The organism is Desulfobacter sp. (assembly GCA_028768525.1).
Taxonomy (GTDB): Bacteria; Desulfobacterota; Desulfobacteria; order Desulfobacterales; family Desulfobacteraceae; genus Desulfobacter.
Window position 1 is genome coordinate 254,350 of the sequence record CP054837.1, and the last position, 26,801, is coordinate 281,150.

The following is a 26,801-nucleotide window of genomic DNA, read 5'->3' on the forward strand; positions in this document are numbered from 1 at the left end:
GGCATCTTCCCCGCAACTCCTTGGCAAGAGAGAGTATAGGCATTAACAAAAGGAATGTACAGCCCTTTCGGCGCTGGCCAATGCACCTTCAAGGTAGCCGCCGAATTCGTCTGCGGTTTCAGTGCCTGCAAAGTGAAGGCTCTTGTCCCAGATGCTGGTTTTTCCGGAAGGCGGCAGGAATTCCGGATGGTTATGGGCGGAGCGCTTGTCATATTCGGTGGCGGTGAATTCTTCCTTTGCCCAGTCTTTGTAATAAACGGAAACCGGCTCTCCGGCCTCCTCACCGTAGACACTGGCCAGCTGGGAGAGGATGGCGTTCACCATGGCATCCTTATCCCTGCGCCGCAATGCCGGGATGCCCAGAAACCCGGTCAGGCCGTACGGGGTGTTATCCATGCCGGATCCGTCATGGATTTCCCCCAGGGGGCCGCAGAGGCTGAAACCCTGTCCTGACAGGCCTGATGTCCGCCATTTTGCCTTATCGTAAAGGGCAAAAAATTTTGCATGCCCCGCCATCCAGGTACTGGCCCTTAACATGGCCTGGCTGAGGCCGTGGGAAAGATCGGGGGTAAACAGGATGGAACGGGCGGCCAGGCGCGGCGGCAGCGCCAGAATAATTCTGTCGGCCACAAGCCTGCACCGGGGTGTTTCGTCAAGCCGTCCCACAATGACCAGGAGACCGCTGTCCTGACGTTGAATCTCGCAGACCGGGTGGTCCAGCCGGACGGTATCTGCGGGCAGATTGGCACACAGCCCTTGGATCAGGGAAATCATCCCCCCTTCAAGCCGCCAGCCGGCGGGCTCCATTGGACAACCTGCAACGGTTTCGGAATGGCCGTCCTTGGCCTGGAACCGGCACAGGCCGCTTTCAAACTGGGGATACGCTTTCAGTCCCATGGCCTTTACCAGCCCGCTGACCCTGGGATTGATCATGGGCCAGTACCAGGATGGCCCTAGGTCGGCAAAAAACCCCTTATGGGCCGGGCATAAGATTCTGCCCCCCACCCGGGACCGGGCTTCAAGCACGATAAATTTTTCCTGTTTTGCCGCCAGCAGCGAAGCGGCATAGATCCCGCTGAGGCCGGCCCCGATGATAATGGTATCAATTTTTTCGGTACGCATAATTGTCTTTTGGTCCTTGGTTTGATCAGCCCCCCGTCAAACCGCCTGTTCTCCATAAGCGTTATGCGCCTGTTCATTCTAAAAATCAATATTTTTTAAACCAGCCGCCCGAGCCGGGAAACCGGTCAAACACCTTCCCTAAAATTCAGCCCTTTGAAACCGATTGTCCCAGATGCTGACTGAGCAATCGGGCGTTCTCAAGGGCTTCCTGGCTGTCATAGGCATCCAGTGCCGTCCTGACCTTGCGGTCGAGATCCTTTTCAACATCGGAATCAAGGCGGCAGGCCACAGCCTCCCATAATTCCACGGACCTGGGCAGGTCAAGCTCAACCTCTGCCATAAACGCATCAATTAACTGCGCCATCCCCTGTTTCCGGTTCTGTGCCGCTTCGCCGGTCAGCGGCACCGGTGCCCCCTTGTCGGCTGTCTTCACCTTCAATTGCCCCAGGGGTTCCATGACTTCATTAAAGGCATTTACAAATGCTGAAAGGCTGGCCTCCGGCAATTTATCCATTCCGGCTTTAATTTGTTCCTCCAGGTATGATGCCGCCGTATGCAGTTCCCCGGCACCGATGTTTCCCGCCACCCCCTTTATGGTATGAACCCGCCTGGCAGCGGTTTCAGCATCTCCGGTTTCCAGGGCATTTAAAATCCCATCCAGGGCATCGGCCTGTTCATGGCAAAATCTTGTGAGAATCCTGTAATATGCCATTTTGTTCCCCCCGGTCCGGGCAAGTCCCCCGCTGATATCAATGCCAGGCAGGTCGCCGGGCAGATCACTATCCTGTTCAGGCGCCTCTGCGGAGGCATGCACGTCCCTGGTTTCATCTCCTTCCAAGGGTTCAATCCATTTGACCAGTGCGGAAAAAAGCCGGTCCGGATTGATGGGTTTGCTCAAATAATCGTTCATCCCTGCGCCAAGGCATTTTTCCTTTTCCCCGGCCATGGCATGGGCCGTCATGGTGATGATCGGAATCTGCCCTGACCGTCCGGGCAGTTCCCGTATTTTCCGGGTGGCCGTATACCCGTCCATCACCGGCATCTGAATATCCATGAGGACAGCGGCAAACCCGTTTGAAGCGCCCTGCTCCCTGCCCCGGCGGCTGCAGGCCGTCAGTATCTCCACAGCCTGTTCACCGGTATCCGCGATCTCAACCGCAAAGGACTGGCTTTTCAATAATTCAGCCGCCACCTCCTGGTTGATGGGATTATCTTCCACCAGAAGGATTCTGGCTCCCCTGATTTTCTTGAGACGGGCGGTGTCAAAGGGCATCTTTTCAGGCATCACGGCCCCGTGGCTGGGGTCCGTTCCGGCCGTATCCGTTTGACGCTGCACCACCCCGAATTCACAGGAAAAGCTGAAACAGCTTCCCCGGCCGCACTCGGTTTTCAGCTCTATGTTTCCGTTCATCAGTTCAACCAGGCGCCTGCAGATGGAAAGGCCCAGGCCGGTCCCCCCGTATTTTCTGGTGGTGGTGCCGTCGGCCTGGACAAATGAAGTGAAGAGGTTATCCGCCTGGGCACTTGTCATGCCGATGCCGGTATCGGTCACGGCAAACCTGAGCCGGGTCCGCCCTTTTGGCAGGCCTCTGGCCCCTGTCTCCACCCCCGCAGTGATCCGGACCCAACCGGTTTCCGTGAATTTGACGGCATTATCGGCCAGGTTCAATATGACCTGGCCCAGGCGCAGGGGGTCACCGGACAGGTCTTCCGGCACCCCGTTCTCGATTTCAAGATCAAAGGAAAGTCCCTTTTCCCTGGCTCTGGGCCCGATCAGCCCCTCCACATCCCCCAAAACCTCCCCGAGTTTGAAATCGATGGATTCCAGAGAGAGCTTTCCCGCCTCTATTTTTGAAAAATCCAGGATATCGTTGAGCAGCCTCAGCAGTGATGCAGAGGCCACCCTGATTTTCTCCAGGAATCCACGCTGCCGGCCGGTAAGTTCTGTGAGCAGGACAAGGTCCGTCAGCCCCATGATGGCATTCATGGGCGTCCGGATTTCATGGCTCATATTGGCCAGAAACTCGCTTTTAAACCGGTCAGCAATCTGGATTTTCCGGTTCATGGCCACCAGATGCCGGTTCCAGAAAAATACAGCACCGAAAACCAATATCCCGCCCATGAAGATTTTCCAGATAAAGGAATAATCAAAATTCTGCTCATATTTTACTGCAATCCATTTATTGTATATGCCCTGGCGTTCTTCCGTGGTCACGGATCTCACGGCTTTGTCCAGGATGCCCAGCAGTTGGGGATCGTCCTTTCTCACCCCCATGGAAAGGGACCATTCAATGTCGAATTTGCCGTTGATTTTAAGATCATACCCCCCCATTTTCCGGATCTGGTGGGCCAGTGCGGGGACACTGTCCAGAAAACCGAAGAGGGATCCCTGACGGACCATGGCCAGGCCATGGCCCACGGTATTGGCCTCCACAAGACCGATACCGGGATATCTTGAGCGGAGCAGTTCCCCCAGCGCATATCCCTTAACCACCCCCAGGGGTTTATCCAAAATTCTGTCCAGGCTCTCCACAAAGGGTTCCTGGGCCCGGGTCGCAACAACGATGGGGAATGTCATCAACGGGACGGTAAAGCTCATATACCTGCTGCGTTCCGGCGTGGCCATGGCCAGGGGCCAGACATCACATTTTCGTTCCCTGCCGTATGTCATGCTCTGCAGCCAGGTTCTTGTGGGTTCAAGGATAAAGGGTTTGTCAATCCGGTTGGATATCAGGCTGACAAAATCCGCCCCCATCCCTTCATGCTCCCCCTTGGCATTGATGCATTCAAAGGGCATCCAGTCGGGATCAACGGCAATCCGTATCGGTCCCCGGCTGTCCAGATAGGCATATTCACCGGGAAGAAGGTCCAGCTTCATGTCACCTTCTTCACGGCCCAGCCACTTTGTCCTGAGTTCGGCCATCTCCTCCTGGGTGACAGCGGCCATGGCCTTTTCAAATAATTGATAAAGCACCGGCCGGTCCCGTCTCACCAGGATATGCAGGGATTTTGGGGAGTGGCGGTCAAACTCGGTAAACCGCTCGGAGATACGCAGGTCTGTGAGCAGATTCTTTTTGATGTGATAACGGGCCACGGCACCGATTTCAATGGTGGCATGGGCCTCCCCTTTGTTTACCGCCTCAAATGCCTGGTCCATATTATCAACGGCAAGAATATGGACGGCAGGATGATGCACCTCCAGGAATGATTTCGTAACCCATCCCGCCGGCAGGGCAACGGTTTTGCCGTATAAATCCTGCACATCTTTCACCCCGGGCGAGTCCCGGTGGATGACAAAATGATTCCGGCTGTTAAAATAAGGGGCGGTAAACAGGCCTATTTCAGCCCGTTCCGGCGTTTTCCAAAGGGAATGGATCACATCGATATCCCGGCGTTGGAACATCTCCAGCAATTGGGCCCAGGTATAGCCGTTTACAAACTCTAAAGAGACACCGATCCGCTTTGCCATGAGTCGGAGCAAATCAATGCTGAACCCCTGGGCCTGGCCGCCGATGGCAAAATCAAAGGGCGGCCATTCCAACTCATTGCTTACCCTGACCACGGGATGTTTTCTCAGGTAAGCCAGTTCCCTGGGGGTGAGCTGAACCTTTCTGTTGATGCCTGCCCCCCATTTGTTCTCCAATGCCCTGATTTCATCATCATCCATGAGACGCATGGCTTTTTTTACAAGCCGGTGGAGTACTGGCCAGTCATTGCGTATACCGATATGATGTGATGCCGGCACCTCCTGGTCATCGCCGGTATGAAAATCAAAGGCCAGGGCAATATTTTTAATATCGTTATCTTGGGCCAGGTAGAATATATGGAGGGGATCGCCCAATATGGCATCCAGCCGGCCAGATGCCAGATCACGGATCAGCCCAAGTTCGTCTTCACCCTCCTCAAGCAAGAGCCCGGGAACCCGCTTTCTGGCCGCCGGCAGGTAATCGTCCCCCTTCAGAATCCCCACTTTTCTTCCCTTCAGTGTTTCAAGGGTAAGGGCGTTCTGGGCATCGTTCCGGACAAAAACACTGAGCCGGGCCCGGGTGTAGGGCGGGGTAAACAATGTAAAGGGCTCCCGTTCCGTGTTCCGGTAAAAGTCGGGCATGATGTCGATCTGCTTTTGTTTAAACATCTCCAGCAATTCCGCCCGGGTATGGCCGTCTATGAATACCGGTTCTATCCCCAGAATCTCGGCCATCCGCTGGAAATACTCGATGGCCAGCCCCTTGGGTTTTCCATATTTGTTGAAATTATAGGGTGCCCAGTTCATTTCATTGGCAACCCTGACCCTTGGATGGCGTTTAAGCCATAATGCCTCCCCTGGGGTGAGGGATACGCGGACGGATTCAGGCGGTGCCCCATGGTAGATAAATCCGGCCAGCAGTCCTTTTTCCCCCATGGGAGACCGGTCCAGTTCCATATAGGTTTGCCCATTGCTCCGGATGACCCGGGACTCCAACTGACCCAAACCGGCCAGGCCGGGAAAGATTACCGAACGAAAAAGGGCCGCATCTTTTTCCATTTGGCTGCGGCTTGTATCCGGTTGATAGGTATCCATGATCAGGTCAATGACTTCATGGGTGTGGGTCAGGGTATACTGCCACCCCTTCAGGCTTGCCCGGCGGAAGACCGCGGCTTTTTCCTGATTGAGGCTTAAAAAGCGGGCGGAGCTAAACAAGAGATCCACCGTCAGCCCTTTGGAGGAATGCCGGTAAATAAACCCCATGATCACCGGCTTTTCTCCGTCCGGCCGGTATTGGTTCAGCCGGGCCGGATCCACCGGACCGGAAGCAAACTGGTCGAAAACACGTTCTGAACCAAGGATGCCGAAATCCGCATCTCCGGCGGCAACGGCTCCGGCCACATCCGCTCCGGGTCCTCCTTCCAGAATCAGAACATCCAGCCCGGCCTTCCGGTAAAAGCCCTTTTCCTTTGCCGTATAATACCCGGCAAATTGGAACTGATGTGGGGCGGAGAGCTGGAGGGTCACCACCTGGGGCTGCCCGGCCAGGGCCGGGGGAACCATAAATGGAATCAGGGCGAAAAAAACAGGCAGGGCCGCAAGTATCATCATTCCCCAATGCCTATGCCGCCTGAATTCTGGCATCCATCTATCCTTCAGCGCCGGAGATCCGGTTCCTGCCTTCGCCCTTGGATTTATAAAGCATTTCATCGGAGAGTCCCAGAAGGTGGGCCGGGGTTTGCCCCGGGCTTCCCGGGATGGCAGAGGCCGCTCCGGCACTGATGGTTACCCGGGAATCGACCAGGGATGCCTCATGGGGAATACCCAGGCCATATACGGCCGCCCTCATTTTTTCAGCCACCCGCAAAGCGCCCTCAATGCCTGTGCCGGGCAGCACCGCTGCAAATTCCTCTCCGCCGTACCGGCAGAGGCGGTCTCCGGGCCGCTCAATACAATTATTCATGCAGTCAGCGATGGCTTTAAGGCATTCATCTCCTCCGGCATGGCCGTAACGGTCATTGAATGTCTTGAAATAATCAATATCCATCATTACCAAGGCCACCGGATCCTCATAACGGGCCGCCCGGTTCCATTCCTTGGCCAGGATTTCGTCGAATTTCCGCCGGTTGTATATTCCTGTGAGCCCGTCCAGGGAAACCATGCGTTCCAGCATATCTGTTTTTTCCTTGAGGCTGATATGGGTGTTCACCCTTGCCTTGACGGTGACAGGGGTAAAGGGCTTTGTGATATAGTCCACCGCCCCGAGGCTGAAGGCCTTTGCCTCATCCATGGGTTCGGACAAAGCAGTGATAAAAATCACGGGGATATCCTTTGTCCGTTCATTGGCCTTGAGGCGGCGGCAGACCTCATAACCGTCCATCCCGGGCATCATGATATCCAGCAGAATCAGGTCGGGCAGTGTTTTCCCGGCTGTTGCAAGCGCACGCTGGCCGTCCCTTGCCACCCCTATTTTATAGTCAGCGGTCAGCAGCGATATCAGAATATCGATGTTTTCCGCCGCATCATCCACGATCAGGAGTTTATGTTTATTTTTCACCGTCCCCTCCTTCCATCCGGTTTAAGCTGATCCCGAGGATGCTGGCCAGTCCTGCGGCGGCCTCAACGGCGGCCCCTGTATCATAGTCCTCCAGGGCCCTGCCCATGCATTCCAGTTCACTGGCCCCCCCTTTATTTTCCAATCCTTTCTTTTTCGTCTCTTTTGCCAGCCGCCCGAACAATCCCCGGGCCGCCATAATATCCACCTCCACCTGTTTGATAAATTCCCTGAGAAGATCTTCCGGTTCACAAGCATCCACCGCCGGCCCTGAATGGTCGTATCCTTCCTTTCGACCACTTTTCCGCAGCTGTTCTTCAAGGGCGGAAAGGGAATCAAGGACCTGGCTGAAGGCGGCGGCAAAATCATTCCATACGGGTTCCATGTTTTTTGGATTCTCTTTTATGGCCGTCTCAAGTGCCACCGCCTTTTTATGGAGCCGGGCGGCGCCGATATTTCCTGCCACCCCCTTGATGGAGTGAACCAGAGCGGCCATTTTCTCAACATCATTTTCAGCCGCCGCGGTTTCAAGATCTGCCAGAAGCCTGCCCTGGTCCTTTGGAAACCGAAGCAGAATCTTTGCAACGGCCTCCTGGTTCCCGGCCACCTTTTCCAGGGCGCTTTGAATATCAATTCCCTCTATTGATCCCGGCAGGCCGCCCTCCCCCCTGCCCTGTTCATGTCCGGACACCGGCAGGTCCCGGCGGCCGGGTTTTATCCATTTGACGAGTTCCGCAAGCAATGTCCCCGGATCTATGGGCTTGCTTACATAACCGTTCATGCCGGCGGCCATGCATTTTTCCCTTTCCCCGGACAGGGCATGGGCGGTAATGGCAATGACCGGCACGTCATCCAGTGCCCTGATTTTCCGGGTGGCCGTATAACCGTCCATTACCGGCATTTGAATGTCCATGAGCAGGGCATCATAAGGGATGCCCTTGGATAAGGCCCTGGTGATGCGGTCAAGGGCCTGGGCACCGTTTTCCGCAATATCAGTAAAAAAGGACTCCGCGGTCAGCAATTCCGCGACCACCTGCTGGTTGATCCGGTTATCCTCCACCACAAGGATTCTGGCCCCCCGTATATGGTCAAGCCCCTTGACCAGAGATGTCCTCTCTCTTTCCCCCGTATGTTTTTGTGTACCTCTCCCCAAACCCAGGGTGTCCATAATGACATCAAATAGCAGGCTCCTGGAAACCGGTTTGTTCAAAAAGCCGTCTAGTCCCATTGCCGTACATTCTTTTTTAAGGGACTCGCTGCCGTAGGCCGTGAGCATAAGAATTGCGGGGGTTCCGCATTTTTCAGGTTGGGCTTTAATCCTGCCCGCGGTTTCAAGTCCGTCCATTCCAGGCATTTTCCAGTCCATGAATATGAGTCTGTAAGGCCTGCCGGCCAGGTAGGCCTGCTTCAGTTGATCAATGGCAGCCCGGCCGGATTCCGCCTGAAAGACCTCAAAGGCAAAGGTTTTAAGATTACGGGCCAGGATTTTCCGTGCCGGTTCATTGTCGTCTGTCACCATTACCTTCATCTTTTTTAAGGCCTCAGGCAGTTCTTTTCTTTCCTTATCTTTTAGTGCCACTCCCAGTACGATGTAAAAATCAAAGCGGCTTCCTTCACCAAAACGGCTGTCAACGGTGATCCTGCCGTCCATCATCTCTACCAGGCGCCTGCAGATGACCAGGCCGAGCCCTGTGCCCCCGTGTTTTCTCGTGACAGACCCGTCCGCCTGGACAAAGGACTGAAACAGGCCCTTAACCTGTTTTCGGGTCATGCCCATGCCCGTATCCTGAACAGACACCGCTAACCTGACTTTTTCCACGCCATTGCCGGTACCGGCTTTCTGGCTGTCCACCCGGATCACCACCTGACCCTGATCGGTGAATTTAATGGCGTTGGCCGCCAGGTTCAGGATGATCTGCCCTACCCTCAAAGGATCTCCCACGAGACGGTCCGGTACGTTGCCGCTGATATCCACCAGCAATTCCAGCCCCTTCTTTTCCGCTTCCAGTACAACCAGGTCGGTGATCTCCTTGATCACCCTTTCAAGACTGAAAACAATGGCCTCCAGTTTCAGCTTGCCCGCTTCGATTTTAGAAAAATCCAGGATATCGTTAATAATGGTCAGCAGGGTGTTTGATGACATTCGTATCTTTTCCAGGTAATCCTGCTGCCGAAGGGAGAGATCGGTTCTCAGGGCGAGTTCCGACAGGCCGATGATGGCATTCATGGGGGTCCGGATCTCATGGCTCATATTGGCAAGAAACCTGCTTTTGGCCCTGTTGGCGGCCTCGGCACGTTTTTTTTCCTCTTCCAGTTCCAGGGTCCGTTTTCTCACCAAATCTTCAAGCTGCTCATGGTAGGCCAGCAAGGACTCCCGGTATTGTTTCCGCTGCACGGCAATGGCCACCTGGTCTGATACAGCGCCCAGGATTTCAAGCTCGCCGTCGGTGAACACCGCCGCCTCTTTAGAGCGCCAGGCCGCGATTACGCCAAGGGCCTCCTCCTCAATAATCAGAGGGGCACCCATCCAGTTCCCAGGCGCCGTTGCCTCCCCTGAGCCCCGACCCTCTTGAGATCCGGTATTTGGATTCAGTTTCATTGGCGCACTGCTGTCGAGGACCAGGTCTGCAAATGCCTTTCTGTCCCTGTCTGTCAGAAACCGCCGCAGGCTGCCGGTACCGGATTCACTGAATTCCCGACCATCCAGATGGAAGGGGATTGATAATTTTTTCCCGCTCCTGTCATAGAGCCCGATAAACAGATCATCAAAATTCAGCAACCCGCTTAAGGCGCAATGAATGGCTGTATACAGATCTTTTAGGCTTGGGGCCGTGTTGACGGCATTGGATATCTGGAAAAGCGCGCGGTTTAATTTTTCCGCCTGTTTAAGGCTGGAAATATCCATCACCGATGCAATGACCTCTTCAGACTCGGGAATCCTGCCGATGCAGGCGACGGCATGGATGGTCGCCGATTCAGGCGGTGAAATTGTGAATTCATACTCATTTATTCCATGGTTCAGTCCGGGGCCGTCAGCCACTGATTTCTCCGATACCAGGTCAAGTGCCGCCCCGTGGTAAAAATCAAAGAGTTTCATCTTCCCGAGAATCTGGTTTCGCGAGGAATGGATCAGCCGGATCCCATTCTCATTGACCTCAGTTATGGTACCGTTTTTGTCGGCCACGAAGGTGGCTGTGCCTGTATTCTCAAACAGGCTTTTATACTTTTTCTCATTTTTCCGGATGGCCTTTTCCCTGCCCTCAATGGCCAGAGACATGGAATTGAAAATATCGATGATGCTTTGAATTTCTTTTTTATGGTCCGAAGCCGAGGTCTGCTTGAACACGCCGTTGGCCAGAGAATTCATATCCTGCTGCAGATGCTCCAGGGGGAGGACCAGATGCCGGTTTAAAAGAAAAGTGATCACCAGAAAGGAAATCAATATTGTGGCGGCGGCCAGCAATGTACCGGTCACCATTGTCATCTTCTGCTGCTTTTCTCCGGTGCGGTTGACAAATGAAATCTCAAGCAGCCCCGTGTATTGCACCTCTTCATACAGCAGTTTTTTTTTGACATTTACGGCGGTGGGGATATCAAACCGCCCTTTTTCAACCAGGACTTCATTTATTTCATTTGTTAATCGCAGCCCGGCGATATCCCTGGAACGCATGGCTATATCTGCGACATTGAGCCATGCAAGCTCTTCAATGTACCAAAGATGCCTGGTGAAAGCACTAACGAGATAAATGGTCTCAAGCTCCATCCGCTTTTGGAAATCATCCCGGCTGGCCTCCATGGACACATGGTAAAAGATCATGCCGACAATGAGGTTGATGCTGATGATCACCAGGCCGATCTGGGTATTGAGAGTGCGTTTTATGCTGTGCTGCATATACCCCGTCCCAATAGTTGCGTTCTGAATCCTGGGTTATATTGACGCCGTGAAATGGAAATCAGCCCGGAACGGTCCTGAACGAAAAACAGGCAGAATCTGGTTGAGAATCAAGATCTGTGGAAATGGATAAATCTTATTGTATTTCATGGGCATTTGCAATTCTTTTCAACGGGTTTCCCTAGGCCCCCCTACCGCCACCCTTTAAAGGCAGGACTGAATTTAATAAACTTGCGCCGGCGACCGGGCCAGGTCGGCCGGGACAATGGGGAATGCCCTCACCCTCATTAATATAGTCGGACACAGCCCTTGACAAAATTGGGAGGGCGCACATTTTATTTGATGTTGCAGTTGAGGATTCTCCTGACCTTAGGAAATTAAACAGGGTTGACAGCCCCAAGGAAAGCCGACATTGATTGACAGCCCCCCCCATGTGGACAAAACGGTTAAAATCCATCTTGAATTCAGCGACCTGGTCCAAAAAATCCAGATGAAGAGTCCCAATCCCGCCATTCTCCAGGCTGCCGAATCCGCATTTGACAAGGCAAAAGGAAAATGGCAGCCTGCCATGGCCCTGCAATGGGTAGGGTACTCACCAGGCCCGGGCAAAGAGAACGGCACCATAACCCTGCCCGACGGCACCGGTATCCGGATCCATCCCGGACATTCCGCCAGATTTCTCGACCAGGCCGGGGATGCCCTTGCAGCCGTTTATACGGCCGGCAGCCAGATTGATGAACTGGCGGCTGCGGCCAGTGAAGCAAAAGACTTCATGGGCGCCCATTTCATCGATCTTATCGGCCTTCTGGTCCTTGAAAAAACCGAAGCGCTTGTAAAACAGCAGGCCGAAGAACAGGCCGCTCGCAGGGGCTGGGGTGTCAGCCCCTTTCTCAGTCCCGGTTCCGTCCACGGGTGGGCGCTTGAAGAACAGGTGTGCCTGGCTTCATTTCTCCCCTTAAGCGACATCGGGGTCAGCATGTCCGGAACCGGGGTCTTTTCCCCCTTTAAAACCATTTCCTGCCTCATCGGCATCGGCCCCGGATATAAAAGCCGGAAGGTGGGGTCCACCTGCCGGGTATGCAGCCGGCGTGAGCACTGCACCATCCGCCACAACCAAAATACAGGACAGGCGTCATGACAGAGGAGAGCTATACCATCGAACTTGCCCCCCACGGCCGGAAAATTAAGGCGGACAAAGGGGAATTTCTCATTAATGCCCTTAAGGGAAAAAATATCATTCTGCGCTCGGACTGCGGGGGAAAGGGGAAATGCGGCAAATGCCGGGTTGACATTATCCATCCCCTCACAGGGGACAGGGAGGATGTCCTGAGCTGCAACCATCCCGTCGAATCCAACCTTAAAATTGAAATTCCCCCGGAAGCGCTCTTTTCCACTCACACCCTGGGAAAAGCGGCCATTGACCTTCCCGGAGAATTCACGGATAGATTTTCCGCTTCCCAACCGGGAAAAACAACCGCATCCGACAGATTCGGCATTGCCGCGGACCTGGGCACCACTACCATCGCCGTCTATCTGTGCAATATGACCCGGGGAACGGTGATGGCCTCCGCCAGCATCAAAAACCCCCAGGCCCTGTACGGCGACGATGTCATGAGCCGCATCGGCGCCATCGGCCAGGCCCCGGCAAATCTGCCCCACCTCCAGGGCCTGGTGGTGGGCGCCATGGAAGAAGGCCTCCGGGAACTGACAAAAGCGAAAAGATTTAAGGGAATTGATATCTCTAAAATGGTGGTGGTGGGCAACCCTGCCATGATCCATATTTTCACCGGTGTGGATCCTGCCCCCATTGGCGTCTCCCCCTACCAGCCCGCCTTTTACGAGCCAAAAACCCTTGCTTCAGAAACACTTGGCTTCAGTTCAGGAAATTTTCCTGTCCATACCCTGCCCCAGGTATCCGGGTTCATCGGCGGGGATATCCTGGCGGCGGCCCTGGCCGTGGATCTGCCCAACCAACCCGTTGGCACCCTGCTCATTGACCTGGGCACCAATGGGGAACTGATGCTCCGGGGGGAGCAAGGGCTCTTTGCCACCTCCTGCGCCACCGGACCGGCCTTTGAAGGAGCCACCCTTGCATGCGGGATGCAGGCGGTGCCCGGGGCCGTTAACCGGGTCTCCATTCCTTCCCCCGGGGCCCAGCCTGAATTCGACTGCATCATTGGCCCCAAAAACAACGTGAACGGCCCCACAGGCATCTGCGGTTCAGGGGTGGTTTCCGCCGTGGCCCAGTTCTGCAGGCAGCAGATCATCCTGCCCGACGGCGGGTTTAATCCCCATTCAGGATCCCCGTCACTGAACCGGGACAAGGCGGGAAAATACCGGTATACCATTGCCCCGGGGAGATCAGAATTGAGGCTGGGGCCGGTATACATCAGTCAAAAGGATATCCGGTCGGTGCAGTTGGGAAAAGGAGCGCTCATTACCGGTATTGATTTTCTATTGAAAAAGGCTGGAATCCCCTCTCCGGAAAAACTGATTATTGCAGGGGCATTCGGATCCCACCTGAACCAGGGGGATATGAAAACTCTGGGCATGATCCCGAACCTTGAAGACGGACGGATTAAGATGGCAGGCAATGCAGCGGGCACCGGCGCCGTAATGGCACTCTGCCATGGGGACTATTTAGAAGCGGCCAGGGCCATGACCGGAAAAATAAAGGTGGTTGACCTGGCTGCAGACCCGGATTTCCATGCCGACTTTGTTAAACGGCTCGGGTTTCCGGAGGCATTGCCGGCCTAAATCATAGCTGGAATACAAACAACAGGGCGCCGCTCTTATCCGCCATATCGGCCTGGAATTCCAGGCTGATGTCCCCGGCGGAACCGGAACCCTCTGAACCGGGTACGGCAGCCGCCGGGAACCCGATGCCCGGACCGGATATCTCCTTCATCCCGGATACCTGTATATACTGGAACAGGCAGTTTTTGAACTTTGCCAGCCGGGCCACAATGCCGGAGCCGGAACCGGATAAGGGAAGACGGACGGCGGGCCTGCCGGTAACCGGTTCTCCGGCGCCCCTGGAGGCAAACCGGTCTGAGATGCCGTTAAAGGATATGAACATGGGCACCTCAGTTACCGCCCGGGTCAGGGCCATGATATGAAATCCTGACCCTGCGGAACGCACGGCCTCTTGTTCGTCCTTGCAAAATCCCGGGCAGGTCCACAAGGCCAGGAAGATCACAGCCGCGCCAACACCCCGGACCCATTTGACAGCAGACGATTTATTCATAACATCCCCCTTTATTATCGGTTTCGCTATACACTGGAGTGTAGCAAAAAACGTGCTACAATACCTGGCGCTTAGGGAATAGTGGATTGATAATTTTATTATATTTCACCATCAGTTAAATATAATTACGCATGCGATATAAAACCACTTCTTTCTTTCCTACCTTCCCCCTTTTGCCTTGTAACTTTTTTGTAACCCCTTCCATGGTATGGAAATTTCTGCGTGAGGGTTAGCTGCCTGCCGGTATCCATCCGGGCCTGCAGTTCTGGGCACCTCCATTTCCGGCCGGATACCGGCTTGGCAGTATGTCAATAATACTTTGTCAAGGAGGCAGAAAGTCGATGGAACTCAACAGAAGGGAGTTTATCAAGATTTCAGGAGTTACGGCTGCCGGGGTGGCCGTAAGCGGCCTAGGATTTGACCTGAAACCGGTCAAGTCCCATGCCCAGATGCTGAAAACCAAGTATGCCAAGGAAACCACCACCATCTGCTGCTATTGTGCAGTGGGTTGCGGTGCCATCGTTCACACCAGCCAACGGGGCGACGGCCGGGTGATTAACATTGAAGGGGATCCCGATCATGTCATCAACCGGGGAGCGCTCTGCTCCAAAGGGTCTTCCCTGAAACAGCTGGCCGAGAACGAAAACCGCCTTACCGAACCCATGTACCGGGCCCCCAACTCCGATAAATGGGAAAAGGTTTCCTGGGAATGGGCGCTTAAAACCATTGCCAAAAGGGTAAAAGAGACCCGGGACAAAGGGTTCACCCATAAAAACGGCAAGGGCCAGGTGGTTAACCGGGTCACCAACATGGCTTCGGTGGGATCGGCGGCCATGGATAACGAGGAGTGCTGGATTTACCAGGCCCTGATGCGGTCCCTGGGGCTGGTATATGTCGAACACCAGGCCAGGATCTGACACAGCGCAACTGTAGCGGCTCTGGCAGAGTCGTTTGGACGCGGTGCAATGACCAACCACTGGATCGACCTTAAAAACAGTGACTGCATTATAATCATGGGCAGCAACGCTGCCGAAAACCATCCCATATCCTTCAAATATGTGACCCAGGCAATGGAAAAAGGGGCCAAACTCATTTCCGTGGATCCGAGGTTCACCCGGACATCGGCCAAGGCCGATATTTACACAGCGCTTCGCTCCGGCACAGACATCGCCTTTCTGGGGGGGATGATCAAGTACATCCTGGACAACAACCTATACAACAAGGCCTATACGGCAGCCTATACCAATGCCCCCTTTATCGTGGGCAAGGCATTCGGTTTTGACGACGGCCTGTTCTCCGGATACAAATCCGCCAAGGAAGGCCCGGCCCTGGGCAGTTACGACAAATCCAAATGGGCCTTTGAAATGGATGCCAATGGCGTGCCCAAAATGGACCGGAGCCTCAAGCACGAGCGTTCCGTATTCCAGCTGCTGAAAAAACACTATGAACGGTACGACCTGGACAAGGTTTCCAAGGTAACCGGCACCCCTAAAAAGGATCTTCTCCAGGTCTACAAGACCTATACCGCCACCGGGGCAAGGGGCAAGGCCGGCACCATCATGTATGCCATGGGCTGGACCCAGCATACCGTGGGCACCCAGATCATCCGTACCATGGCCATGATCCAGCTGCTGCTGGGCAACATGGGCGTGGCCGGCGGCGGGGTCAACGCCCTGCGCGGGGAGTCAAACGTCCAGGGATCCACAGACCACTGCCTGCTCTGGCATATCTGGCCCGGATACCTGAAAACCCCGAGGTCCTCCAATACCAGTCTGGCCGCCTATAATAAAAAGTGGACCCCGAAGAGCAACGATCCCCTCTCCGCCAACTGGTGGCAGAATTATCCCAAATACTCCGTCAGCCTGCTTAAATCCTTTTTCGGAGACACTGCAAAAGAATCAAACGGGTTTGGGTATGACTGGCTGCCCAAGGTCGACGACGGTAAGGGATATTCCTGGTTTGATCTCTTTGACGCCATGTACAAAAAACAGATCAACGGATTTTTTGCCTGGGGCCAGAATCCCGCCTGCTCCGGCTCAAATGCCTCCAAAATAAGAAAATCCATGGCGGAACTGGACTGGATGGTCAATGTCAATATTTTTGACAACGAGACCGGTTCCTTCTGGAAAGGGCCGGGCATGGATCCCAAAAAGATCAAAACCGAAGTTTTCATGCTCCCTGCCTGCGTATCCGTTGAAAAGGAAGGGTCCATCACCAACTCCGGCCGGTGGATGCAGTGGCGGTACCAGGGGCCTAAACCCTTGGGCAACAGCCTTCCCGACGGCGACATCATCATGCACCTGGGGCATCTGATCAAAAAAGAATATGCCAAGGGCGGCAAATTCCCCGACCCCATCCTCAACCTGAAATGGGACTATGAAACCGATGGGGTTTACGATCCCCACAAAATGGCCAAGGAGGTCAACGGCTATTTCCTCAAAGATGTAAAGATCAAGGGCAAAACCTATAAAAAAGGCACCCTGGTCCCCTCCTTTGCCTTTCTCCAGGCCGACGGTTCCACCTCTTCGGCCAATTGGCTGTACTGCAATTCCTATACGGAAAAGGGCAATATGTCCGCCCGGCGTTCCCAGAAGGACGCCAAAAACAATATCGGTCTGTATCCCGAGTTTGCCTGGTGCTGGCCGGTCAACCGCCGCATCATCTACAACCGTGCCTCCGTGGATCCCAAGGGAAGGCCCTGGGATGAAAAAGACTGGGTCATCCGGTTTGAAGGGGAGGCAAAGAACGGCAAATATGTTTCCAAAAAATGGACCGGAGATGTACCCGACGGCGGCTGGTATCCCATGGAAAACCCCGACGGCTCCAAGCGCAAGGACTCCAAGTATCCTTTTATCATGCGCAAGCACGGCCACGGCCAGATCTTCGGCCCGGGCCGGACAGACGGGCCCTTCCCCGAGCACTACGAGCCGCTGGAATGCCCCGTGGAAAAGAATTTCTTTTCCTCCCAGATGGTCAATCCCACGGCCGTGGTCTACTCCACCAAGGACGACCAGCACGCTACCTGCGATCCCCGCTTCCCCTTTGTGGGCACCACCTACCGGGTGAGCGAGCATTGGCAGACCGGGCTGATGACCCGTCCCCAGGAGTGGCTCATGGAACTGCAGCCCAATGTATTTGTTGAGATGAGCGAGGAGCTTGCCCAGTTGCGCGGCATTTCAAACGGAGAACGGGTGCTGGTATCCTCTGCCCGGGCCTCCCTGGAGTGTACAGCCATCGTCACCAAGCGGTTCAAGCCCTTTAAGATCGGGTATGCCACGGTCCACCAGGTGGGCATTCCCTGGCATTTCGGCTGGCGCTGGCCCTCAACCGGCACAGAAGAAAGCGCCAACCTGCTGACCCCGCCGGCCGGCGATCCCAACACAAGGATCCCGGAAACCAAGGCCTTTATGGTCAATGTGACTAAGCTGTAAGGAGGGAAGATTATGACGAAATCATTTTTCGTAGATACCACCCTGTGTACCGCCTGCAGGGGCTGCCAGGTGGCCTGCAAGCAATGGCACGACCTGCCGGCGGAAAAAACCGTAAACCAGGGCAGCTTCCAGAATCCGCCGGACCTGTCCTATATGACCTATAAACTGGTGCGCATGACAGAGGAAGTCATCGACAACAGGCTGCACTGGCTCTTTTTTCCCGACCAGTGCCGCCACTGCATCGAGGCTCCCTGCCTGGAAACGGCCTTTGACGACACCGCCATCTACAGGGACGAGGCCACCGGTGCCATCATCTATACGGCCAACACCGCAAAGCTGGATGCCGAAGAAATCATCGGCTCCTGTCCCTACAACATCCCGCGCCAGGGGCCCGACGGCACCCTGTATAAGTGTGATATGTGCAACGACAGGGTTCACAATGGACTGAAACCGGCCTGTGTCACCACCTGTCCCACCGGCGCCATGAACTTCGGCGACAGGGATGAGATGCTGGCCCTTGCCCGGGAACGGCTGGAAAAAGTACAAAAAAAGAATCCCAAGGCCATGCTCCTGGATCCCGATGACGTGAGTGTTATCTATCTGACGGCCCAGGATCCGGCCCTGTACTGGGATTTTGCCGTTGCCGGCACGAGCCGCCGCAGCGGCGGCATAACCCGGACAGCTGCCATCCGCAGGATGATGGGCCCCTTTGCCAGGCTAATGAAGGTATAGTTTAATTGTCCACTGCCTTGCCCCGGGAATCCCGGGGCAAGGATCAATTCTAAGGATACAATAATGAGTCAAGAAATCCTGAACCACCCGAATCCGTCTGCCACCACCTTTTGCGTGAACCTGACCGAGGACCAGATACGCACTGCTGCCGGCGCCCTCCAAAAAATCCGGCCGGCCTACGGCCCCATCATTGAATTTTACAGCCGGGTTTTCAGGGCCCAGGCCGCTGCCATGGCAGAAACCGTCATCCCGCCCATTATCCTGGAAAAGGAGGCGCTGGCCCTTAAGGGCGAAAACGAAATGCCCCTGGTCACGCCGGTGCAGTTCAGAATTGATGTGGCAGCGGCAAAAAAGCTGATGGGTGAAATCTGTAACCTTGCCGTGGCCTATGCCCCCAAACTCTCCGGAGCAGGAGAAAACATGGGCCGGGCCCTGGCCGCCGAAAAACTGGACCTGCCCCGGATGTTCACAGACCTGTTGGACGGCATGGACATGAAGCAGACCGCTGAGGCCCTGGATATCCCGGCAGAGGCCCTGGCCCTGTTCGGATTCTCTGCCATGGCGCCGTCCATCCAGGCATGTGCCCTGCAATTGGCCCCCTATCTTGAACAGATGCCCGAAAGAAGCAGCACAGCCAGGGGATATTGCCCGGTCTGCGGCAGCGCCCCCAACCTGGCCCTGTTCGATGAGACCGGGGCCAGGCATGTGTCCTGCAGCCTCTGCAGCCATATCTGGCCGGTACCGCGCATGGGCTGCCTCTTCTGCGATTCCCAAAACAGAGAGGACCAGCAATACTTTTTCACCGGCGATGAGGCCGAATACAGGGTCTATTGCTGCAACAACTGCCGCCGCTACATCAAAGCCGTGGATGTCCGGCAGATGGGCCGCAGGCTTTATCCCAAACTGGAACAGATCGCCACCATCCACCTGGACATGAAAGCCGGCGAGGAGGGATACCGGCCCCCGGTCCAGGACGGCAGCCTCACCTGAACATTAATGAAAGCCTATGGGAGTTTATCGCATGCGAATACTGGTCATCACTGCGGTCATCCTTACACTTACAGGTATGGCCGCTGCAGGCACCAATAAAACAGATCCGGCCAATGCCCAACTGCATGAACTTGAGTTCACCCTTCCCGCCCCTGAAGGTCAGACCCATCTCCGGTATCTCGGCCTTGAAGCGGGCACATCCTTTACCCCGGACCGGATAAAGGCCGATATCCTGATCATTGAAATCTTTTCCATGTACTGTCCCATCTGCCAGAGGGAGGCGCCCAAGGTCAACACCCTTTATGAACGGATAACCAAAATCAAGGAAAAATCCGTCAGGCTAATGGGTATCGGGGCCGGCAATTCTGATTTCGAAACCCAGTATTTCCAAAAAACCTACGGCATTGAATTCCCCCTTTTCAGCGACGGTAAATTCATCATCCATAAAAAAGTAGGTGAAAAAGGGACGCCGTATTTCATCGGATTAAAACCCAATGCGCCCAAGGGAAGCCGTATCTTTTTCACCCACTCCGGGGAGATCAAGGACCTGGACGCATTTATCGGCCGCCTGCTCAAGGCGGCGGAATAAAGGAGGGTACCGTGCGCCGACTTTTCATTTTCTTCATGGTCAATTTCCTGCTTCTATCCGCCCCGGTGTTTCCGGTGAAGGCCCTTACCCTGGCATTTGGGGATAAGGTGTACGACCCCGGCAGGCTCCCCCCCATTGACAGCAGCCTCAAGGTGGCGGTGGGGGATCCTGCGCCGGGTTTCACACTTAAAGCGGTTTCAGGCAACACCATTTCCCTGGACGGCTACAGACAGAAAAAAAACGTGCTCCTCACCTTTGTGCCGGCAGCCTGGACACCGGTATGTTCGGATCAGTGGCCGGGATATAATATCGCCCGCCCCTTGTTTGAACAAAAAGATACCGTTCTTCTGGGGATCACCACGGACAATATCCCCACCCTCTATTCATGGACCCGGGAAATGGGGCAGCTATGGTTCGACGTGCTCTCCGACTTCTGGCCCCACGGTCAAACCGCAGGGGCCTACGGGGTCCTCAGAAGCGACGGAACAGCGGAGCGGGCCCTGATTCTCATCGATAAAAAGGGAGTTATCCGCTGGATCCATGTATCCGATATTAATATCCGCCCGGACCTGGGCATGATCATTAAAGCCCTTGACCGCCTTTAATCCGGTCTTCCAAGGGATATTTCAATTAATAAAAACCGCAGCGTCTATCTGTTTTATGCCGTTATTCATTTGATTTTTTTTGGGGGAACCGGTATTCTCTCTGCCCGGTGAATGGCTGTGACCGATTGATAATAAAGGATTTTTATGAAATATACCTGGTGGATACTCCAGTCGATGGTGGTGCTGGTTTCCGTATTTTTTCTTGTTTTCGGGCTGGATCTGCTCCGTGCATCCTACCAGCTTGGGCACCCCTTTGAATTCATTATGACATTTTTTGCATCCAGCTTTATTATTCTGATCAGCCTGGCCCTTGGGGCCGGTTTCATGATAAAAATGATCCGGGTTTACCGCCAGCTTAAGGCCCCTGCCGCACCTGAAAACAAATTACCTGAAAAATAAGCCAGTAATAAAAAATATGACCGTACTATTCAGTGTTAGTGAAATTTCAAAATCATACGGGGATGACACCCTTTTTTCCAACCTGAGCTTTGATGTCAAACGGGGTGAGAAACTCGGCCTCATCGGCATGAACGGTTCGGGCAAGTCCACCCTGCTCCGGATTGTTGCCGGAATGACCCTGCCCGATGAAGGCGAGGTCAAGGTCAAATCCGGAGATCTGCTGGTCTACCTGGCCCAGGAGGACCGGTTTGATCCGGAGGACTCGATTGAAGAGGTGCTGTACAAGGCCCTTGCCTCTCTGCCCATTGATGATAAAGAGCGCCACAGGCGGGTCAGCCAGGCCCTGGGCCGGGGCGGTTTTGCCAATGCAACCGAAAAAACCGCCCAGCTGTCCGGCGGATGGCGCAAGCGCCTGGCCATCACCCGTGCCCTGTGCATGCAGCCGGACCTTCTGCTGCTGGACGAACCCACCAACCATCTGGACATCACCGGTATTCTCTGGCTGGAAAAAATGCTTAAGTCCGCCAGATTTTCCTTTGTGCTGGTCAGCCATGACCGGACCTTTCTTGAAAATGTCTGTTCCCATACCATGGAAATAGGCGCCTGCTTTGAGGGGGGCCACTTCAAAATTCAGGGACGGTACAAAAAATTCGAAGAGGAACGGGAAAAATACCTGGAGGCCCAGTCAAAGAAACAGGCATCCCTGGCCTCAAAAATGCGGCGGGAGGAAGAATGGCTGCGCCAGGGCGCCAAGGCCCGGACCACCAAGGCCAAATACCGAATTGACCAGGCTGCTGTCCTTAGACAGGAACTGGCCGCGGTTAAGGACAGGAACCGGCAGACCGCAAAAGTGGATATTGATTTCTCCGGTACAGGCCGCCAGACCCGGAAACTGCTCAGGGTGCACAACCTGTGCAAGGGATTCGGCGGGAAACCTCTTTTTTCCAATATTACCTTTGAGCTGGGTCCGGGATTCTGCCTCGGCGTGGTGGGGGAAAACGGGAGCGGAAAATCCACCTTCCTCTCTCTGCTGGAACAGACCGCCGCCCCGGACCAGGGCACGGTCAAATGGGCTGAAAATCTTAAAATTGCCGTATTCGACCAGAACCGCACCCGGCTTGACCCGGAACTCACCCTCAGGGAAGCCTTGAACCCCTCGGGCGGGGACTCGGTGAATTACAAGGACCGGACCATCCATGTGGTGAGCTGGGCCAAGCGATTCCTCTTCATGCCCGACCAGCTGGACATGCCTGTAAAACGGCTTTCCGGCGGCGAAAAGGCAAGGATTATGCTGGCGGACATCATGCGCCGCCCCTGTGACATCCTGCTCCTGGACGAGCCCACCAACGATTTGGATATCCTATCCCTTGAAGTGCTTGAAAATTCCATCCGCGAATTTCCCGGGGCCGTGATCATCGTTTCCCATGACCGGTATCTCATGGATAATGTCTGCCACCGAATGCTTTTCCTGGATAAAAACAGGCCCCCTGCATTTTACAGGGATTTTGCCCAGATCCTGAAGGCCAAAGCTGACGCCGAAGAGACCGCCCGCCGCACCAAAATAGAGGCCGGCCAGACCCAGGCCGAAAAAAAACAGGCCCCCAAAAGAGGCAAATCATCAAAGGCATTGTCCTACAAGGATAAGTATGAGCTGGAACACATTGAAGAAAACATCCTTGAAGCGGAAGATGCCGTCGCCGAACTCACCGAAAAGGTCCAGACCCATGAAGTGATTTCAGACCCGGAATTGCTCACCGGAATCTGCGCCGAGCTTGAAGCGGCAGAATCAAAGGTCCAGCAATTATATGCCAGGTGGGAAATTTTAGAGGATAAAAAGGCTGAGGCTGAAAAAGATTAATTTTCTATTCATCGCCTGCGGGCTATGTCCAGCATGTCATTTTAATTGGCCTGGCCAGGGAATTTTTCAACCCAGGGGACCCGCCGAAATTCCGTGGCCGATTCCTGTTTAGAGGGTTTGAGTCCCGCTATTTTTTCAATAATTGATTGTCCAGAGGGCCCTGGTCAATGGGTGTCGTGATCTCCCATATAATCCACCAGTTGTCCCGTGGTCTGACGCAGCCGCTGGCTGATAGCCTTTGAAATTTTCCACAATAGCTGGACCCCGAGCTGGGGATCGTCTTCGGTGAGGCGCAGAAGATGGTCCTCGCGCATGAAAAAAATGATGGTCTCGGTGGCCGCGACCCCCGAGGCCGACCTGGGCTCGCCGTCGATGAGGGCCATCTCACCGAAAGTCTGCGAACTGGTGAGGGTGGCGACTTTGGTATTCTCTTTGATAATATCGATGGCGCCTTTTACGATGATACCCAGGCTCTTGTCCTTTTCCCCTTCCTTGAACACAATGGCACCGGGCTTGGCCATCACCGGATCAATATACAGACAGATCTTTTTAATGTGATTCCAGGAAAAATCCTTGGCCCATTTTGTCCGCTCAAGGATCTGGGCGTATTTGGCGTATTTTTCCGCATTTAATTGTTTCTGCCGGGATTTGGTCTTCATGTTGAATCCGTCAATCAAGGGTTGGTTTGTTTACAATACTAAATGGTTCCCTTTGAGTTGTCAACGAGCGAACCTAACCGTAGATTGAATTGATGCGCGTCGGGGATCGCCAGATATCGTCTGTATCCCTGTACAGGTCTGCCAGGCGTTTTTCCACTTTTTTTTGCAGGCGATTAAAAGACGCCGTATCAAGTTCTTCCGGCACCTCAATGGACCGGCCGAACCGGATGATAACCCGTGAAAAGGGCTTGGGCACCATGAACCGGTCCCAGGAGTTGAATACCCAGCGGTTCTGGCCCGAGGTGATGGTGGGCAGGATTGAAAGGCCGGCATGCTGGGCAATGCTGATGAGCCCTGGCTTAACCGTGCCAAAGGGCCCCTGGGGCCCGTCCACAATATGGCCGACCTTGTAGCCCTGCTGGGTAAGGGCCTTGATTTGAGCCAGGGCCTCTTTGCCCCCCTTGGATGAGGAGCCCCGTACCGCATGCCATCCCAGGATATTGACGGCCCTGGCCGCCATTTCCCCGTCCCTGCTCCTGGAAATCATAATGGCAATGGGTCTGCGGGAGGAAAAGAATGTGATCCCGGGGAAAAAGCGCTGATGCCAGGAGGCATATACCAATTGCCCTTTATTGTTTAAAATATCCTGCTCATTCTCGGGATCCACAATGCGGACCCTGTAGGTGGCTGCCAGCAACCTGACCAGGAAAAGACCGGCGTAGGGAAAAAGATAGTGATATAAAAGATACCTGAATCTCTTTTTGATCATGACCAAACTCCGTTACGATACCCGTTTAACTCAAGCTGTATCATACTCTTCGGGAGCTTGCCAAGCCACTTTTAAACGGCAGCCCATCCTTTGCCAGGCCTGTCCGGCTGGGCAGGGACCTTCTTTTTTAGGACAGCGCCTGCTCGGTCCGGCTGATGATCTCCTCCTGGTGGTCCCGGTCCAGATCCACAAAATAATCGCTGTAGCCGGCCACCCGGACCAGAAGATTTCTGTAATCATCCGGCGACTGCTGGGCCGCCCTGAGGGTTGCCGTATCCACCACGTTAAACTGAATATGGTGGCCCCCCAATCTGAAATAGGTCCGGATAAGGGCACACAGTTTTTTCAAATCCTTGTCCGTGGAAAGCACCGAGGGCAGAAACCGCTGGTTGAGCAGGGTGCCACCGGATCTGCTCTGGTCCATTTTGCTCAGGGATTTGATCACGGCCGTGGGACCGTGGCGGTCGGCCCCGTGGGAGGGGGAGGTTCCATCGGATGCAGGGGTATGGGCAAAGCGTCCGTTTGGAGTGGCTCCCAACATTTTGCCGAAATAGACGTGGCAGGTGGTAGACAGCATGTTCAGCCGGTATGCCGTCCCCTTGGTATTGGGCTTTCCGTCAATGGCCTCCAGAAGGCTGTTGTAGACCTGCTGCATGATGGCATCGGCACGGTCGTCGTCGTTCCCGAAAAAGGGGGTCCTGTTCCAGAGCCTGAGACGCAGGGGTTCCGCCCCTTTAAAATTGTTTTCCAGGGCGGTGAGCAAGTCTGCCATGGAGATATTATTCTGCTCAAATACATGGGTTTTGATGGCAGAGAGGCTGTCCGTAACCGTGCCGATGCCGCAGCATTGAATATAGTTGGTGTTGTACCTGGGGCCCCCGTCGTAGTAGTCCTTGCCGGTTTCAATGCACCCATCAATGACCACGGAAAGCAGCGGGGCCGGGCAATACTTGGCATACATCCGTTCGATGTAGTTGTTCACCCGGATTTTAAGGTCCACCGTATATTCCAGCTGCCGGACAAAGGCCCGGTAGAGGTCTTCATAGGTGTGAAATCCGGCAGGATCACCGGTCTCTACCCCCACCCTCTCCCCGGTGAGGGGGTCAATCCCGTTGTTCAGGGTGATTTCAAGGATCTTGGGCACGTTAAGGTAGCCTGTGAGAATATAGGCCTCCTTGCCGAAGGCGCCGGTCTCGATACAGCCAGAGGTGCCGCCTTCCCTGGCATCTTCGACGCTTTTTCCCATCCCCACCTGTTCCATAACCACGGTGTCGGTATTGAATATGGAGGGGTAGCCGTATCCCTTGCGGATCACCCGTGCGGCTGCCTCCAGGAGCCGGTCCGGGGTCCTGGCACTGATGTGCACCGAAGGCTGGGGCTGGAGCAGCTGCAGTTCGTCCGCCACTTCCAGGGCCATGAAGGACACCTCTGAACTGCCGTCACTGCCGTCGGCCCTGAGCCCGCCGAGATTGATCTGGGTGAAATCGTTGTAAGTGCCGCTTTCCTTAGCCGTCACGCCCACCTTTGGCGGGGCAGTATGGTTGTTGATCTTGATCCAGAGGCAGGCCAGCAGTTCCTTGGCCCGGTCCCGGTCCAGGCTGCCGTCGGCCAGCCCCTTTTGATAAAAGGGATCCAGGTGCTGGTCCAGGTGGCCCGGAGACATGGCGTCCCAGCCGTTGAGCTCGGTGATGGTGCCAAGGTGAACAAACCAGTACATCTGAACCGCCTCGTAAAATGTTTGGGGCGGATATTCAGGCACCCGGCGGCAGATCCGGGCGATCTCCAAAAGCTCTGCCTTCCGTCCGGGATCTGCTTCCCCACCCGCCATCTGCTCTGCCAGATCGGCATGGCGCCGGGCAAATAGGATCAGGGCGTCACAGGCAATCTCCATGGCGGACAGCTGCTCAAACCGGTCCGGTGCACCGGGATCGGTGAGATAATCCAGGTTTTGAATATTCTCCCTGATTTGTTCCTTAAAGCCGGCCATCCCCAGGCGGTAAATACGGCCGTCCAGGGCCGTATGGCCCGGGGCCCGCTGCTCCATAAATTCGGTGAACATTCCGGCCTCGTAGGATTTTTTCCAGTTTTCCGGCACCTTGGAAAAAATCCGGTCCCTGATGGACCGCCCCTGCCAATAGGGGATCACTTTTTTTTGATAGTTTTGTATATCCGACGGATCCACCCGGTACCGGGTCATTTCCCGGGTGTTGAGGGTGTGCAGGTCCTGGGCGCTGTGGCAGGTCAGTTCAGGAAAGGTGGGCACCGCCTTGGGGGCAGGGCCCCGTTCACCCACAATGAGTTCGCCCTCGCCGATATAAATATTTTTTTCCCTGCAAAGGGTTTTAAAAAACCGGGCCCGTAACACGGGCAGTGAATACTTGCCGGCATTTTCCCTGTAAAACCGGGTTTCGATCAACGCCCGCTCTATGGAAATAGAGGGTTTGGCATTGAAACTGATATCCCTTAATTTTTTTATTCTGGCTGTCAT

17 protein-coding genes are annotated in these 26,801 nt (G+C 54.7%); 9 read left to right on the forward strand and 8 right to left on the reverse strand.

Annotated elements, in window-relative coordinates; translation table 11 throughout:
* Positions 1-42 precede the first annotated feature (42 nt).
* From HUN04_01100 to HUN04_01115, 4 genes are all read right to left on the reverse strand, one after another.
* Positions 43-1,122, reverse strand: a complete 1,080-nt coding sequence (locus HUN04_01100; protein ID WDP88414.1) for an FAD-dependent oxidoreductase — start codon at positions 1,120-1,122, stop codon at positions 43-45.
* Positions 1,123-1,267: 145 nt separating this feature from the next.
* A complete protein-coding gene (locus HUN04_01105) occupies positions 1,268-6,199 on the reverse strand; it encodes a transporter substrate-binding domain-containing protein (GenBank protein ID WDP88415.1) in 4,932 nt (1,643 codons plus the stop codon).
* 37 nt (positions 6,200-6,236) lie between these two features.
* On the reverse strand, positions 6,237-7,145 hold the full coding sequence (locus HUN04_01110; GenBank protein WDP88416.1) for a diguanylate cyclase: 909 nt from the start codon (positions 7,143-7,145) through the stop codon (positions 6,237-6,239).
* The gene (locus HUN04_01115; protein ID WDP88417.1) at positions 7,135-11,034 is read right to left on the reverse strand and encodes a response regulator; all 3,900 of its coding nucleotides are present in this window, start codon (positions 11,032-11,034) and stop codon (positions 7,135-7,137) included. The genes HUN04_01110 and HUN04_01115 overlap by 11 nt, the downstream gene beginning before the upstream one ends.
* A gap of 412 nt (positions 11,035-11,446) precedes the next feature.
* Here HUN04_01115 and HUN04_01120 point away from each other — a divergent pair, with 412 nt between their 5' ends.
* The gene (locus HUN04_01120; GenBank protein ID WDP88418.1) at positions 11,447-12,172 is read left to right on the forward strand and encodes a hypothetical protein; all 726 of its coding nucleotides are present in this window, start codon (positions 11,447-11,449) and stop codon (positions 12,170-12,172) included.
* Entirely contained in the window at positions 12,169-13,791 is a 1,623-nt protein-coding gene (locus HUN04_01125) for a DUF4445 domain-containing protein (GenBank protein ID WDP88419.1), read from the forward strand. The genes HUN04_01120 and HUN04_01125 overlap by 4 nt, the downstream gene beginning before the upstream one ends.
* A 1-nt stretch (position 13,792) precedes the next feature.
* On the opposite strand, the gene HUN04_01130 is transcribed toward HUN04_01125, so the two are convergent.
* Positions 13,793-14,281, reverse strand: coding sequence for a hypothetical protein (locus tag HUN04_01130; GenBank protein WDP88420.1), 489 nt, complete (start codon positions 14,279-14,281; stop codon positions 13,793-13,795).
* 341 nt (positions 14,282-14,622) lie between these two features.
* Between HUN04_01130 and fdnG the strand changes: the two genes are divergently transcribed.
* The 7 genes from fdnG (at position 14,623) to HUN04_01165 (ending at position 22,885) form a co-directional block, all read left to right on the forward strand.
* On the forward strand, positions 14,623-17,712 hold the full coding sequence (gene fdnG, locus HUN04_01135; protein ID WDP88421.1) for a formate dehydrogenase-N subunit alpha: 3,090 nt from the start codon (positions 14,623-14,625) through the stop codon (positions 17,710-17,712).
* Positions 17,713-17,724: 12 nt separating this feature from the next.
* A complete protein-coding gene (locus tag HUN04_01140) occupies positions 17,725-18,444 on the forward strand; it encodes a 4Fe-4S dicluster domain-containing protein (GenBank protein ID WDP88422.1) in 720 nt (239 codons plus the stop codon).
* Between the two features lie 63 nt (positions 18,445-18,507).
* A complete protein-coding gene (locus HUN04_01145; GenBank protein WDP88423.1) occupies positions 18,508-19,434 on the forward strand; it encodes a formate dehydrogenase accessory protein FdhE in 927 nt (308 codons plus the stop codon).
* A 76-nt stretch (positions 19,435-19,510) separates the two neighbouring features.
* Entirely contained in the window at positions 19,511-20,023 is a 513-nt protein-coding gene (locus HUN04_01150) for a TlpA family protein disulfide reductase (GenBank protein WDP93117.1), read from the forward strand.
* Positions 20,024-20,058: 35 nt separating this feature from the next.
* A complete protein-coding gene (locus HUN04_01155) occupies positions 20,059-20,628 on the forward strand; it encodes a peroxiredoxin (GenBank protein ID WDP93118.1) in 570 nt (189 codons plus the stop codon).
* Between the two features lie 144 nt (positions 20,629-20,772).
* On the forward strand, positions 20,773-21,027 hold the full coding sequence (locus HUN04_01160; protein ID WDP88424.1) for a hypothetical protein: 255 nt from the start codon (positions 20,773-20,775) through the stop codon (positions 21,025-21,027).
* Positions 21,028-21,043: 16 nt separating this feature from the next.
* The gene (locus HUN04_01165) at positions 21,044-22,885 is read left to right on the forward strand and encodes an ABC-F family ATP-binding cassette domain-containing protein (protein ID WDP88425.1); all 1,842 of its coding nucleotides are present in this window, start codon (positions 21,044-21,046) and stop codon (positions 22,883-22,885) included.
* A 164-nt stretch (positions 22,886-23,049) separates the two neighbouring features.
* On the opposite strand, the gene HUN04_01170 is transcribed toward HUN04_01165, so the two are convergent.
* The 3 genes from HUN04_01170 to HUN04_01180 all read right to left on the reverse strand — a co-directional run bounded on the left by HUN04_01170 (position 23,050) and on the right by HUN04_01180 (position 26,801).
* Positions 23,050-23,544, reverse strand: a complete 495-nt coding sequence (locus HUN04_01170) for a cyclic nucleotide-binding domain-containing protein (protein WDP88426.1) — start codon at positions 23,542-23,544, stop codon at positions 23,050-23,052.
* 73 nt (positions 23,545-23,617) lie between these two features.
* Positions 23,618-24,313, reverse strand: a complete 696-nt coding sequence (locus tag HUN04_01175; protein WDP88427.1) for a lysophospholipid acyltransferase family protein — start codon at positions 24,311-24,313, stop codon at positions 23,618-23,620.
* Between the two features lie 127 nt (positions 24,314-24,440).
* The gene (locus HUN04_01180; GenBank protein ID WDP88428.1) at positions 24,441-26,801 is read right to left on the reverse strand and encodes a glycyl radical protein; all 2,361 of its coding nucleotides are present in this window, start codon (positions 26,799-26,801) and stop codon (positions 24,441-24,443) included.

Coding starts and splice junctions, on each gene's coding strand:
- HUN04_01155 (WDP93118.1), top strand. CDS start 20,059: ATGGTCAATTTCCTGCTTCTATCCGCCCCGGTGTTTCCGGTGAAGGCC.
- HUN04_01100 (WDP88414.1), bottom strand. CDS start 1,122: ATGCGTACCGAAAAAATTGATACCATTATCATCGGGGCCGGCCTCAGC.
- HUN04_01165 (WDP88425.1), top strand. CDS start 21,044: ATGACCGTACTATTCAGTGTTAGTGAAATTTCAAAATCATACGGGGAT.
- HUN04_01175 (WDP88427.1), bottom strand. CDS start 24,313: ATGATCAAAAAGAGATTCAGGTATCTTTTATATCACTATCTTTTTCCC.
- HUN04_01145 (WDP88423.1), top strand. CDS start 18,508: ATGAGTCAAGAAATCCTGAACCACCCGAATCCGTCTGCCACCACCTTT.
- HUN04_01150 (WDP93117.1), top strand. CDS start 19,511: ATGGCCGCTGCAGGCACCAATAAAACAGATCCGGCCAATGCCCAACTG.
- HUN04_01170 (WDP88426.1), bottom strand. CDS start 23,544: ATGAAGACCAAATCCCGGCAGAAACAATTAAATGCGGAAAAATACGCC.
- HUN04_01125 (WDP88419.1), top strand. CDS start 12,169: ATGACAGAGGAGAGCTATACCATCGAACTTGCCCCCCACGGCCGGAAA.
- HUN04_01180 (WDP88428.1), bottom strand. CDS start 26,801: ATGACAGCCAGAATAAAAAAATTAAGGGATATCAGTTTCAATGCCAAA.
- HUN04_01160 (WDP88424.1), top strand. CDS start 20,773: ATGAAATATACCTGGTGGATACTCCAGTCGATGGTGGTGCTGGTTTCC.
- HUN04_01130 (WDP88420.1), bottom strand. CDS start 14,281: ATGAATAAATCGTCTGCTGTCAAATGGGTCCGGGGTGTTGGCGCGGCT.
- HUN04_01105 (WDP88415.1), bottom strand. CDS start 6,199: ATGATGATACTTGCGGCCCTGCCTGTTTTTTTCGCCCTGATTCCATTT.
- HUN04_01115 (WDP88417.1), bottom strand. CDS start 11,034: ATGCAGCACAGCATAAAACGCACTCTCAATACCCAGATCGGCCTGGTG.
- HUN04_01140 (WDP88422.1), top strand. CDS start 17,725: ATGACGAAATCATTTTTCGTAGATACCACCCTGTGTACCGCCTGCAGG.